Below are 14285 nucleotides of genomic sequence, written 5' to 3' on the forward strand. Positions count from 1 at the left end.
TTAAAGATTAGTATGGGAGGGTGAATAATGGATACTGGATTCATCTTCAGGATCTAGGGATACTGAAGTGATGCTGCTCTTCTGCTGTATCCAACTGAATAGTAATGGCAGGAGAATGAGTACGGAAAATGTGGAAGCAAAGAGTCCGCCTACAACGGCTCTGCCTAACGGTGATACCTGATCTCCTCCTTCTCCGAATCCGATAGCCATCGGCAACATGCCGGCTACCATCGCCAGGGTTGTCATTATAATAGGGCGCATGCGCAGATTAGCAGCCTGTAATGCAGATGTGGCCGCATCTCCCGTCTGCAGGCGCAGGGTCTCTGCATTATTGATCAGCAGGACTGCATTGGCAATAGAAACGCCTACCGACATAATAATACCCATAAAGGACTGCAGATTGAGAGTAGAGCCGGTAAGACGAAGTAGTAATAATGATCCCAGTACCACGAAAGGTACTGTAGTCAAGATGACAAATGAAACTTTAAAGGATTGAAAATTGGCGGTCAGCATCAAAAAGATCACGATGACAGCTATTAATAATCCGCTCAGCAGACTGTTGAATGTATCATCCAGTACAGGAGCCATTCCGGCCAGTTTGATATTGATTCCTTTAGGCAGTTCGCCCAAAGATGCGATCGCAAGTTCTACATCCTTTTTCGCTCTTTCCAGATCGGCCTGATGTAGATTAGCGGTAACAGTAGTATATCCCATTGTTCCGTCATTGTAGCTCTCACCCATTGTTTTGACAGGTGTGATCGTTGCGACATCTCCGAGTACCGGCCTGTCCGAATTTTTAGATAATGGAATATTGGCAAGTTCATCTCCGGAAGTCAGCAGATGCTGAGGCATCTGTACCTGTACATCATATGCAATATGCATCATCCCCCCTACCCACATATTTTTACTGGTATAGCGGGAAGAAGCTGTAGTCGCAACCAATGATTTGGCAATATCCTGAGCATCTAACCCCAGTTGAGCAGCGCGCGTACGGTCAATCTGGATTTCCAGAGCCGGATAGTTCATAGACTGAGGTATCTGCTGATCACGCATGTAGTCCAGTTCCTTAAGCTTAGTCAGAAGCTTATTGGCGTACATCATATTCATTTTTTTCATCATTCCCGAAACACGGATCTCAACAGGGGTATTTGCTCCCTGACTCAGTATTTTTTCGGTCAGTTCTATAGGTTCAAAAGATAATTTCAATTCAGGCATTCGCTTCTGCAGATGCTTTCGGATTTTATCTTTCATAGCATCTGTATCCCCTTCTACCGACCGAAGGGCAACCTGCATCAGGGCTTCATGCGGTCCGGCATTATAGAGATAGATCGGACTCACGGCAAAAGTCGAAGGGTGCTGTCCGATAAAGGTGGATGAGATACTCACATTGTCTTTACCCAGTAAAGTATCCAGTTCTCCTAACACAGCTTTGATCTTTTGTTCGGTTTTTTCTATACGTGTACCCTCTGGTGCAGTGATCCGTACCTGAAACTGACGGGAATTTACCGATGGCAATACATCTTTTCCGATATGGATATACATAAAAGAAACCGTTATCATTGCAGCAATCATACTTAATGAAAAGATAATTTTCTTCCGCTGCATCAGATGACTTAAAAAGTGTAAAAACCGTACTTTAAACCTGTCAAATCCATTTTCTTTCGTTTCATGTTCCTGTTTATTCACCATCAGCCAGTTGGCCATTACTGGCACAAAAGTCTGGGACATCAGAAAAGATATTATCATGGAGAACCCAATGGCTAATGCAAGTGGCATAAATAATGCACCCGGTATCCCGGTCATCACTATTGCCGGAGCAAATACAGCCAGAATACACAACAGAATCAGCAGTTTGGGAAATGCTATTTCTTTACATGCATCCCAGATGGCCTGTGCTTTGGATTTCCCCATTGCAAAATGCTGATGGATATTCTCTACGGTAACCGTACTTTCATCTACCAATATTCCGATGGCCAGTGCCAGTCCGGATAACGACATGATATTAATAGTCTGTCCGAATAGCTTTAGAAACAGCACACCTGCTATAATGGAAATAGGGATAGTCAGGATTACAATCAGGGCAGCACGTCTGTCTCTCAGGAAAAGCAAGACCATTAATCCGGTTAGTAGCGCGCCCAATACACCCTCCACGACCAGGCTTTTCACGGCATTAATCACATAGACAGACTGATCAAATTCATAGGAGATCGATACTCCCTCAGGCAAATTGCGCTGGATATTCGGAATCGCTTTTTTGAGATTACGCACGACATCATAGGTCGAAGCATTACCGGACTTAGCGATATTGATGTAAACAGAGCGTTTGCCATCTATCAATGCATAGCCGGTCGTAATATCTGCTCCATCTTTTACCGTAGCCACATCCCGGATATACACATTATCAACCTGTCCTTTAAAAATCGGAATATCTCCAAATTCTTCTACCGTCTTCAGGGTATTATTGGTCGGGGTCAGGTAGTTGATATCATTGATATACACATTTCCGGACGGAGAGGTAATATTCTGTCTGCTGATAGCCTCCACTACCTGTTCTGGAGACAGCGCGTGTGTTCTCAGTTTATTGGGGTCGATATTGATTTCGATCGTCCTGGGACTGCCGCCAAAAGGCGGTGCTGTAGTCAATCCAGGAATAGCGATGAGAAATGGCCGGGCATTGAAGTTGGCTATATCCTGCAGCTCATTATTAGTTTTCGTATCACTTCTGAATACCAGTTGCCCTACGGGCTGCGAAGAGGCATCAAAACGAATAATAAACGGGGGAGGCGCCCCTGGCGGCAGGAATACCTGCGAACGGCTGGATAGCGCATTGATGGAAGCAATAGCTTCTCCCATATCCGTACCCTCATAAAAGTTTATTTTCATCAGGGTCAGTCCCTGCGTATTCTTAGTTTCAATGCTTTTGATTCCATTGGCAAAAAGCATCATATTCACATACATTTTAGTGAAATATCCTTCCATCTGTTGCGGAGTATATCCGTGAAAGGAATGTGCAATATAGACTACGGGCAAGTCCATTTCAGGAAGTATATCGACCTGAACTTCTTTGGTGGCCTTGATTCCAAAGAATAAAAGTCCCACTACCATTACCATAATGGAGACAGGCTTTCTTAATGCGAAACGTATCAGATTCATTTTCCGGAATTATTTTGAACGTGAATAAAGGAACAGATTGAGATCACCGTTTGCGGCCGACTGCAACAGCAGGGCCTGCCAGATATTATTCTTTGCGATCTCATACTCTATTTCGGCACGGTTGAGTGTGTAGAGTGCCTGTGTAAAGTCAATCAGAGTTGTTAATCCATTTTCGTAAAGTGCGCTGTGTTGCTGATACGCTAATGTCGCAGACTCTAATTGAACCTTCGTCTCTTTGAGGTTATCTCTGGCATTCGCGTATTGTGCATTTGCCAACGCTTCCTGCGCCAGTAACTCTTCATTCATCCGCTCATAATCATGTCTGAAAGCTTGTGTAAGGTATTGTTGTTGCTTCTTTTTGTGGTCATTACGAAAGATATTACTGATGTTCCAGCTCAGATTGAACCCAATTATATAATTGCCTCTGTCTATACCTGCTCCTTTCCAGTAAGAAGAGGAATAAGCCGAATTATCCTGGACATAGTTCCAGTCAAAGCCTGTACCCCTTCCCTGAATGACACCAAATGCAGACAATGAAGGCCTTTTTGTGGCAAGAGCTACTTTTTCCTGCTCCACACTTTCATCGATTTTATGTTGCTGAAACAATAGTGCCGGATGTTGTCCTGCCGATAGCCCGGATACCAATGCTGCCGGAGGTTCAGAAGTATAGTAAAGGCTATCTATGCTGTAATGTTGAAAAGGTTCGCCCATCAACACAGCCAGATCTGTGGAATACGCCAACACCTTATCATGCGCTTTGATCTGCGCAGAACGCGCGTTGGATACTTCTGCTTTGGCTAAGGAAGCATCAACTTCCGGAATCAAACCGCTGTTTGCACGGCTTTCCGTCATTTCATAAAATACCTGTGCCCGATACAGGTTGCGCTCCTGAACATATCTGAGACGTTGACTGGCTACAAGATTGAGGTAAGCGGCACCTACTTTGATCTGATGCTGAAAAATCTCCTGGTCCAAATCGGAAACCTGTACCTGATAACCGGCGCGTGCCGCGGAAAGCTCGCTTTTGAGTCTGCCGAAAGTAAAAATATTCCAGTTGATATTCGCCAGATACAAGGATCCGAATGCTGAATTCCAATTCTGCTCGGCCAAAGGCATAGACGTCGATGCCACACCCAACCCGCCATATGCGTACAGGGGACCATTCTGTGCATTCACAGAGCCGAATGACTGCTGTACCATAGCCGTTACATCGGGCAGGTACATACTTTTACGGAAAGATACATTTTCCGAAGCGGCATCTGTTAAAGACTTCTTAGCCTTGATTTTGTGATAGTTTTGAACGGATCGTTCTGCTGCATCCGGGAGTGTCAGAATCTGTCCTTGTACAAGAGTAAATCCAAGACACAGTATCCCTGATGCTATTATTTTTAGATACATATCATATAAAGTAAAAGTAGACAATAAATAGAGTCCGGCCCGTAACAGCATCTGCTGACAGGGTTTTACATTCTTAAAAATGTAAGGAGACTGTTAATCCGAAGAGATTATTGTCTAAATACGATATACACAATGATAAATGTACAGCGGAGTTGCCTGTACAGAAAGAAGAGGTTGAGGATAGTGATCAAAGGCAGAGATCAGATGAACTGAAGGGGATTCGAATACAGCTCCAAAGAACCGGTGCAGAATGGCTTCGTTCCAGAATTTGAAAGACAAATCCGTTTTGACAACTTTCTGCTGCTCATCTGTTAACTTGAGTACTTTTGTCTCATGCTGGCAACAGCCATCTTTTTTCCTGGTCTGTCCCTTATTTTTACTTACACAGATCGCACAAGGTTCCTCCGGAGGAATGGATCTGGTGAAAAAGCTCGTTTCCTGAACAGTTTCTTTTTTACAGAGATGTGTCTGAATAGCCACACCAAAGGCTGACATCAGATACAGGTAAGAAAGAAAAAGCAGAAATATTTTTTTCATATACGGCACAAAAATGCTCAATTAAGGACGATCGGAGTTATATTATTTCGGATAATGGTTATAGAATTTCGAAGATTCCGGCAGGATGATCCTTCAATATTTTAATACTAAAAAGATTAAAACATCTTAAAAACCTTAATTACAACGCTTTTACTAAGGGTTGTAAGTCACAGCGGCTGTCGCTATAATTCTACACATCTTTTCTGTAATAATATAACAGATTGATTTTATTCTTAAACCTTTATACACTAATTTTGTATTGATGTATAGAACGTGGTATATCATATTTTCTATCCTATGGCTCGGTATGATCTTCTCACCGCAGCAGGCTTTCTCCTGTGAGTCCGAGGCAAAACATATGCCTGTATCATCTTCAAGCTGCAACAGCGATCGTAACAGCAAGTCCCAAAAGTCTTGTTGTGATGATCAGCAAAAACATGACGAAACAAAAGATTGCGATCAGAAATGCAGCAACCAAATTTGCCACATTCCGGCAAAGGTAGATCTTTCTGCATCATCCCATTTAACATTCAATCCTCAGCTTTTCGACATTAGTAATTCCGTATTCTGGAAAAATGACATGTCGATACTCTCTGTTGTCTTATCCATCTGGCAGCCGCCGCGACTAGTTTAAAAGGTAATGTATAGCCAGAAGTGTGCCCTATCCGCAAGGATGGTACCTTCTCTCATTACGGATAGATCTAAAACATTCTATCTACTCGTGACATTATAATACTAATTAATCTATATGGACATCATACCCTGAATCTTATTGGAAACATGGGTATCAAAAGACAATATTGACATGAAATCATTTAAAAATATATTATCACTGATCTTGTTATCAGGAATCGCAGCTACGCCTGTGCTGGCGGCTGCACAGATCAAAAATGCAAAAACCGAATCTATCCGCATTGAAGGAAATTCAGAAGCCTGTAAAACCCTGATTGAAAAAGCGGGAAGTAAAAAAGGTGAAGCTGAACTTGACTGGAATACAGATACAAAGAAAGCTGAACTCACTTATAACAGTCAGAAAACATCAAAAGATGAAATTCTGAAACGTATAGCTTTGGCTGGATTCGACAATGAAATGTATCTTGCACCTACTGATGTTTATCAGGCACTCAGCCCTGAATGTCAGTATAAAGGTACCATCAAAACAGCTAAGCGGGCGGATCATGCATCAAAAGAAATGGACCATTCTAAAATGGATCATTCAACCACAGAGGGTACCAACGAACATACTGCCAAGGAGTCTAAACTTGAATCTTTGTACAAGAATTATTTTACAATAAAAGATGCATTCATAAAAGGTGACAGCAAGGCTGTAACAGCGGGTGCTGCAAACTTAAAAACGGCAATTGCAGCAATTAAAATGGGCGAACTTCAACCAAAAGAACATGATGTATGGATGATGGTGATGAAAGATCTTGAGAAACAGACTGCTGCTCTTCATTCATCAAAAGGACTGGAAAAACAACGCGTAGTTTTCATGTCGCTTTCAGAACAGATCTATAAACTGATCAAGGCTACCGATCCTGCTTATACTGTATACTATAATCATTGTCCGATGTTCAATGACGGCAAGGGAGCCAATTGGTTAAGCAAAGAAAAATCAATACAGAATCCATATTATGGATCACAGATGCTGACATGCGGATCAACAAAAGAGACCATTAAATAAGATATCAGAATAGTTAACGCATATATCAGTTCACATTATGAAAAGAATGATCATATTACTATTGGCTCCGTTATTGTTGATGGCTTGCCAATCCGGAACCACATCAAACAAAAGCCATCCTGAAGATTCAGCCTCATCGCTGAAAGATTCATTAGAAGCATATTCGGCAGAGACTTCGGGCACAGACTCTTCCAGTTCTGTCGTTACCGCGTATTTAGATCTGGGAAAATCGCTCTATATTCAGGATCAGGATAAAATCATGAAAGCGGCAAACTTCTTTGCTCAAATATTGAAAATACAACATCCGGACGAGACAAATGTAAATTCAAGGGAAGATATAAAAGATATATTGGAGAATACAACTGAAAATATTCAACATATTCTTGACAGTAAAGACAATCTTATCCATCAAAGAGAGCATTATGAAATCATTAGCCAGGATATATATGACTATATCAAGTTAGTGGGTATACAACATACCCTTTACAAATTTGATTGTAAGCTGAGTAGTAAACCTCAGACCTGGTTATCGGATACAAGAGAGGTACAAAATCCATATCTTGGAATAGAGAAAAAGGTCTGTGGAACACTGACAGAAACTCTAAACTAATGAAAACCAGGGGAATAGTTGCAGGTGTAATTACAGGGATATTTGTTGTCCTCCAGTTTATTCCTGCAACTCCTAAAAATACCCGTGAGGACAACAGTTTTAATTTTACAACGCATTTTTTACCGCCGGAAAATATAACAAGTTTGTTAAAAACCTTTTGTTTTGACTGCCACAGCAATTATACTGAATATCCCTGGTATACAAGTATTCAACCGATAGAGTATATGATGTCTGCACATATAACTGAAGGAAAAGAAAGGTTGAATTTTGATGAGTTTACTACATACAGAAAACGTAAGAAGCTGACTAAATTCAACAGCATAATTCAGGTACTCGAAGATGGAAGCATGCCGCTGACTTCTTACAGTCTGATACATGGATCGCTTTCGAAAGATGAGCGTAACAAACTGATTTCTTATTTTAATGAATTGATCATAAAAGAAGAAAAACTGTAAACTATGCTAAAACGACAAATAACAACTTCATTTTGAACTGTTCCGCGAACGGTTCATAATTTAAATTTAAATGAAACATCAACTAAGATTAATCTTTATATCTCTTTTCGCTCTGTTCATTCTGCAGGAATCAGGAGCTCAGCAAGTCAAGCGTTATGATCTGTATGTAAGAGATACTATCGTAAACTATGCAGGCAAAAACAAAAGGGCAATCGCCGTCAACGGGCAGATACCTATGCCTACACTGGAATTTACACAAGGTGATACTGCGGAGATTGTAGTTCATAATGAGCTCAAAGAAAATACATCCTTACACTGGCACGGTTTGTTTCTTCCGAATAAGGAAGATGGCGTACCTTATCTGACTCAACCCCAGATCGCACCCGGAACCACATTTACGTACCGGTTTCCGATTATTCAAAACGGGACACACTGGTATCATTCCCATACGGGACTCCAGGAGCAGATCGGTATGTACGGAAGTTTTATCATGAAAAAAAGAGCAAACGACAAAACATTCAGAAAAGGTATTGACGACTTACCTGCTGTACCGCTCATACTCAGTGAATGGACGAATCTGAATCCGGATAATGTACACCGGATGCTGCACAATGCAAATGACTGGGCTGCAATAAAGAAAGGTGCAACGCAATCCTATGCTGAAGCAGTCAAAGAGGGAAAGCTGAAAATCAAACTTAAAAATGAGTGGAAGCGAATGTTGGCAATGGATGTCAGTGATGTATATTATGATAAGATACTAATGAATGGCAATCCATTTACGGATCTCAAAAGCGTAGACGGCAAACCGCTCAAAGCCGGAGATAAAGTAAGGCTTCGTATCTCTAACGGGGGCGCATCTTCTTACTTTTGGCTCCGTTATGCCGGAGGAAAAATAACTGTGGTCGCTAATGATGGTAATGATGTAGAACCTGTAGAAGTAGATCGGCTGATTATAGCTGTATCTGAGACGTACGACGTGGTCCTGACTATCCCGGAAGATGGTATAGCCTATGAATTTATGGCGACTACAGAAGACCGTACCAATTCGTCCAGTTATTTTATCGGTAATGGTGTCAAACAACTGCTCTCTCCTCTTCCGCGTCTCAAGTATTTTGAAGGCATGAAGATGATGAATGATATGATGAAGATGAATGGCGATCTGGATGATATGGGTATGCAGATGAGTCTCAATAAAATGGATATGAATGTCGTCATGTATCCTGAAATTACAGGAAGTAATTCAAAAAAACAAGATCATAGCAAGCACAATATGGATGCTGATTCGAACCGCTATAATGCAAATGCTTTAGGTGATATCGTGACTCTCAATTATTCCATGTTGTCCTCTCCTTACGACACCAGACTTCCGAAGGATGCCCCTGTTAAAGAATTGAAATTCGTTCTGACCGGCAACATGAATCGCTATGTATGGAGTATGGATAACAAAGTCCTTTCAGAAACAGACAAAATACCGGTAAAAAAAGGAGAGATTCTACGCATTACGCTGTACAACAACTCTATGATGCGACATCCTATGCACTTGCACGGATTTGATTTCAGAGTGATTAATGGTAAGGGTGATAAGTCTCCGTTAAAAAATGTACTGGATATTATGCCAATGGAGACCGATACGATTGAATTTCTGGCTAATGAGGAAGGGGATTGGTTTTTCCATTGTCATATCTTATACCACATGATGTCCGGGATGAACAGAGTATTTGAAGTCGGCGATTATCAAAATCCTATCCTGCCTGACAAGGCAGGAGCTTATAAAATGCTGCAAAAAGAAAGTAATATGTGGCACTTTATGGCGCAGAATGATTTTGCCACAAATGGTAATGACGGTCAGGCGATGTTGCAGAATGCAAGATGGAGTGTCGGAACGGAATGGCGACTGGGCTATAATGACATGCATGGCTATGAAGTAGAAACGCATGTCGGCAGATATCTCGGGAAAATGCAGTGGCTGATGCCTTTTGTAGGTTTTGACTGGCGTTACCGTAAAATGGGAAAAGATGAACATGAAAAGAATATATTCGGACAGACCAATAAGAAAGACAATAGAAGTGCAGTCAGTTTAGGATTTATGTACACCTTGCCGATGCTCGTTAATTTTCAGGCAGAGGTATACCATGATGGTATTGTTCGTCTGGCAGTGATGCGTGAGGATATTCCGCTATCTAAAAGATTGCGTGGTGATTTTATGTACAATACGGATCAGGAGTATATGCTGGGACTTAACTATATTTTGACAAAGAATATGAGTATACGGACACACTATGATAGTGATATGGGATTCGGTGCCGGCCTGTCGCTTAATTATTAATTTTCAAAAGATATATAAGCTCAAATAAAATAAGACCCTGAACCGATCTACCTCTGAGTAATCAAGTGTTCAGGGTCTATTTATTTGTAGTATGAAGTTTTGATTTTAGTCGTGATGACACAGAAAAATGCCTGTATAAATACGAAGTAAGTTATTAATAGTAAAAAACGAGATATGTGTTATGCTGATAAGAGAGACGACTGACTACAGCTCAAAACAGAAAAAATATCCTCTCCTTAAAAAAGAGAGGGTATTTTTATTTACAGTCTGAACAGTACGACTGATTCTTATTATAGCAACTAATCTTTATTTACTTTTTCAGTTCGCGATAGCGGTTGAGTGCTTCCAGAAAATAATAATCTGCATATGTCAACGGGACATCGATTTCACTGTTATGTGGCATACTGCCTACAGAATGTAAAAGTAGAAAGCCTCCGTTTGTGCCTTTTTGGGCCAGATATTCATCTGAAGAAAGAGATTTAAGAATTTGTTCAGCCGCATTCAGATATGTTCTTCCTTTTTCCTCTGCGTATCCGCTGAGCTCAAGTAGTGCTGAGGCAATAACGGCAGCAGCAGAAGCATCGCGGTGTATGACATCAAATCGTTTTGAATCATATGCCCAGTCGGGTTTATATCCTTCCTGGTTCACATTGAAATCCCAGTATGGTATTTTATCTTCCGGCAAATTAGCATGATTCAGAAAAAAATCTGCTGCATGTTCAGCGGTCGCCAGATACTTCGGATCTTTGGTTTCCCGATACATCACTGTATATCCGTATACTGCCCAGGCTTGCCCTCTGGACCAGGTAGAATTGTCCGCAAAACCCTGATTGGTCTGCTGATGTAATACTTTACCGGAGGTGGTATCATAATCAACCACATGGTAAGTGCTGTAATCCGGACGGAAATGGTATTTCATAGTCTGATCAGCATGGCTGATGGCTACTTTTTTGTATTTATCATCGCCTGTCAGTTTGCTTACATAAAAAAGCATTTCCAGATTCATCATATTATCGATTATGACCGGATAATTCCAAAGTGTTTTCTTGTCCCATGACATCTTTGAATTCCACGATTTGATTAACCCTACCTTCGGATTATATCGTGTCAGAGCCGATTCGCCGGACTGGATCAGGATCTTATTATATGCATTGATTTTTGCTGTGTCTTTCAGATTTTTTATAGCGTTACCATAAGAACAATACATGACAAAGCCGATATCATGATGCTGCGTCAGAAATTTTCCTTCTTCCAGTGCCTCTGTCCATTTTATGGCTGCAGCTTCCCATTTGGGATCTTTGCTGTATTCGTATATATTCCAAAGGCTTCCTGCAAAAAATCCTCCTGTCCAGTCCCACACATCTGTACCTTTCACATTACCTGCAGAATCCAATGTCCGCGGAAAAATGGTGATATCCTTGGAATTGTTCAGTAATAAAGTATACTGCTCTTCAGCCCTTTCGAAATCTTTCGCAACAAAATTGCCTGAAGTGGAAGAGCAAGCCAGCGTAAGGGCTAACATGGATAGTGCTGTGGCTTTAAATAATAGTGTCATATAGATATATAATTTGTTTTATGATTTGAGTTCGGTTAAGTTCTTATTCCGCCACATTAATCGTTACATCTTTAGTAACCTGATCCTGTCCGTATATATTGGCATTGGCTGCCACAAAGGTCACGGTATATTTACCCGGTTTGGTATATACATGACTATAGGTATCCATACGGGTGGCCATATTTTTGAGTGGAACTCCTGTATCCGGACTTACACTTGTCAGGTTGAGACCTGCGGTCACTGCCCACACCTGATTGCTTCCGACTGCAGCGGCTCCTCCGGCATATTTGAGGATATTATCTGTACCGAAAATCCAGGTAACCTGAGAAGATGGCAGCACCTTTACGAACTTCCATCCGGCTTCTTTGATCCCTGATACGGCAAGCACCTGTCCGTCACTGGTGATGGTATTGATATTAAATGCATTGATCCACCAGCGGGGCTGTGTAGATCCTGTAACACCGGTATACTTAAAAGCAAAATAGATTGGTTTTTGAACATCCACAGTCAGACCTGTCTGTTGTAATGCCAATATATTGACTGTACCTGAAGGTGCATATGTAGCATCATTAGACTGAATGGGTGAGAGTGTAAAAGCACTTGTAATATCCACCCAATCGGATGGTTTGATACCTGTAGCATCATATACTGCATTAAAATTCTGAGTAGCAAGTAAGCGCAAAGAACCCGGCTGCTGGGCATCTGCCCCATATCGTCTGTTTGTCGCAAATGAAAGCTGGATAACTTCACTCTCAGCACGTGTCCGGTCACGATAGATGTACCGGTGACTTTCTTCTCCTGACCAGAATACCAACTGATCCGGATTACCGCTTAATGTAAAACGAACGGTATCACCGACTTTATAATTTGCTTTTTCTGTACTGACCGATAGGGATACCGGTAAATTTTCTCTTTTCTCACATGCTACCAGAATATAGCATAGTGACAATATATAGACTATCTTTTTCATATTAGTATCAACTGATCATTACCAACCCGGATTTTGTTTAATAGCATTATTCAATGATATTTCAGCAATAGGAATAGGAAGCAAAAGATCCCTCTCCGCTACATTTTTTCCTGCCAAAGCCATGTATCTGACTGCTGCAGGTGCAGAGGTTTCGATCTCGCTTGCCAGAGATTTCATATTTGACTGAAAGATTCCCCAACGAATCAGATCATACTTACGGATACCTTCGAACGCTAATTCGCGGAAACGCTCATCGCGGATGAGTTGTCTCATATCATCTTTAGTACCTATAGCTGTACTCTTATCAGATGCTTTTGCACGATCACGTACCTGCTTAACGGCTGCTTTGGCTTCTGCTGTAGCTCCGTTGACTTCGTTTTCAGCTTCCGCATACATCAGCAGTACATCGGAGTAACGTAATAAAGGAAAATTAATAGGCGTATAGTTTTTATTGCGTGGCAATACCCGCTCGTATGGTCTGCGGTATTTGGCAGCATGCCGGTTTTCAATATCTGTAGCGGCATAATACACGGAATCTGTTACTTTGTTATTCACATAAGAATATTTGTAGGTAGCGATATTCCAGTCTCTGCGCAGGTCTGTATTTTCATATGCCTGATACAGCCGTTTAGTGGTTGCTATAAATCCGTATGAATAGCCATATGCCTCATCATTACATTGAATTCCGATCGCATTTCCCAGACGTCCGGCTTCAAAATCTGCAGCACGATTGCCTGCAAACTCAACTTCCCATATAGATTCCTGAATGTTGTATTTGTCTGATGCCATATCTTTAAACAGTTTGGCATAATCACTGATCAGCGCATGCTGATAGCCTGAAGAGTGTACTACTTTTCCGGACCACTCTAATGCTTTGTCATATTTGGACACATCATTGAGCGGAAAGCCCGCCATCTTAAGATAGACACGTGCCAGAATACCCTGTACAGCAGTTCTGGTTACACGACCTGAATATCCGTATTCATTGATATTCTTGACCATGGCTTCTGCTGCTTCCATTTCGGATACCACAAAGGCATAAATATCTTTAGGCGGGGTGCCTTCGATATTGACATCCGTTACAGACGCGGTAGGTAATGTTTTCAACGGAACACTTCCCCAATGGCTAACCAGCAGAAAATAATAATAGGCTCTCAAAAACTTAGCTTCTCCGATCGTCACTTTTTTGACCGTTTCATCCATCTGTACTTCATTGATCCGGTAGAGCAGTGTATTTGCTCTTTCAATACCTTCATAGAGATAGCGCCACAATGCACGTACATTGCTTTCCGAAGCATCAAAATTATAGACAGATAATCCGGTCACATAAGCACTCCGGTAATACACACCTTCGTCTGAAATAGGAAGGTAAACCGACAGGTTGCTGCCATATACTTCTTCCTTACCCAGTATATCATATACGCCAGTAAGTCCGGCCTGTACATCAGCTTCCGTTTTATAATAGTTTTCTTTAACAATGAAAGTAGGATCCTTATCGAGAAACTTACTACATCCCGGCAACAGGAATACGATCAGCATCAACAGTAGCAAAAACGCTGTTGAAGGAATATTTTTTATCGTTGTTTTCATGTTTTTC

At 41.4% G+C, this 14285-nt stretch carries 10 protein-coding genes; 4 read left to right on the plus strand and 6 right to left on the minus strand.

Annotated features, from left to right (window positions below):
* From HMPREF0766_RS15445 to HMPREF0766_RS15455, 3 genes are all read right to left on the minus strand, one after another.
* Positions 1-3153, minus strand: coding sequence for an efflux RND transporter permease subunit (locus HMPREF0766_RS15445; RefSeq protein WP_002999158.1), 3153 nt, complete (start codon positions 3151-3153; stop codon positions 1-3).
* A 9-nt stretch (positions 3154-3162) separates the two neighbouring features.
* The gene (locus tag HMPREF0766_RS15450) at positions 3163-4551 is read right to left on the minus strand and encodes a TolC family protein (protein WP_037460625.1); all 1389 of its coding nucleotides are present in this window, start codon (positions 4549-4551) and stop codon (positions 3163-3165) included.
* Positions 4552-4665: 114 nt separating this feature from the next.
* Positions 4666-5088 (minus strand): HYC_CC_PP family protein, encoded by a 423-nt coding sequence (locus tag HMPREF0766_RS15455; RefSeq protein WP_002999160.1) that lies wholly within the window; start codon positions 5086-5088, stop codon positions 4666-4668.
* Between the two features lie 805 nt (positions 5089-5893).
* Between HMPREF0766_RS15455 and HMPREF0766_RS15460 the strand changes: the two genes are divergently transcribed.
* The 4 genes from HMPREF0766_RS15460 (at position 5894) to HMPREF0766_RS15475 (ending at position 10163) form a co-directional block, all read left to right on the plus strand.
* Positions 5894-6772 carry a DUF3347 domain-containing protein gene (locus HMPREF0766_RS15460; protein ID WP_002999163.1) on the plus strand — a complete coding sequence of 293 codons (879 nt, stop codon included), beginning with the start codon at positions 5894-5896 and terminating at the stop codon, positions 6770-6772.
* A 37-nt stretch (positions 6773-6809) separates the two neighbouring features.
* A complete protein-coding gene (locus tag HMPREF0766_RS15465; RefSeq protein ID WP_002999165.1) occupies positions 6810-7382 on the plus strand; it encodes a DUF3347 domain-containing protein in 573 nt (190 codons plus the stop codon).
* Positions 7382-7837 carry a heme-binding domain-containing protein gene (locus HMPREF0766_RS15470; RefSeq protein WP_002999168.1) on the plus strand — a complete coding sequence of 152 codons (456 nt, stop codon included), beginning with the start codon at positions 7382-7384 and terminating at the stop codon, positions 7835-7837. The genes HMPREF0766_RS15465 and HMPREF0766_RS15470 overlap by 1 nt, the downstream gene beginning before the upstream one ends.
* A gap of 70 nt (positions 7838-7907) precedes the next feature.
* Complete coding sequence (locus tag HMPREF0766_RS15475) at positions 7908-10163, plus strand: multicopper oxidase family protein (protein ID WP_002999177.1); 2256 nt, start codon at positions 7908-7910, stop codon at positions 10161-10163.
* Positions 10164-10473: 310 nt separating this feature from the next.
* On the opposite strand, the gene HMPREF0766_RS15480 is transcribed toward HMPREF0766_RS15475, so the two are convergent.
* The 3 genes from HMPREF0766_RS15480 to HMPREF0766_RS15490 are packed head-to-tail and all read right to left on the minus strand — an operon-like array spanning position 10474 to position 14278.
* Positions 10474-11718, minus strand: a complete 1245-nt coding sequence (locus HMPREF0766_RS15480) for a glycoside hydrolase family 88 protein (RefSeq protein ID WP_002999180.1) — start codon at positions 11716-11718, stop codon at positions 10474-10476.
* A gap of 43 nt (positions 11719-11761) precedes the next feature.
* Positions 11762-12688, minus strand: a complete 927-nt coding sequence (locus tag HMPREF0766_RS15485; protein WP_002999186.1) for a DUF5017 domain-containing protein — start codon at positions 12686-12688, stop codon at positions 11762-11764.
* Between the two features lie 18 nt (positions 12689-12706).
* Positions 12707-14278, minus strand: a complete 1572-nt coding sequence (locus HMPREF0766_RS15490) for a RagB/SusD family nutrient uptake outer membrane protein (protein ID WP_037460628.1) — start codon at positions 14276-14278, stop codon at positions 12707-12709.
* Between the last annotated feature and the right edge of the window lie 7 nt (positions 14279-14285).

Origin of the sequence: Sphingobacterium spiritivorum ATCC 33861, from assembly GCF_000143765.1 — a bacterium.
GTDB lineage: Bacteria > Bacteroidota > Bacteroidia > Sphingobacteriales > Sphingobacteriaceae > Sphingobacterium > Sphingobacterium spiritivorum.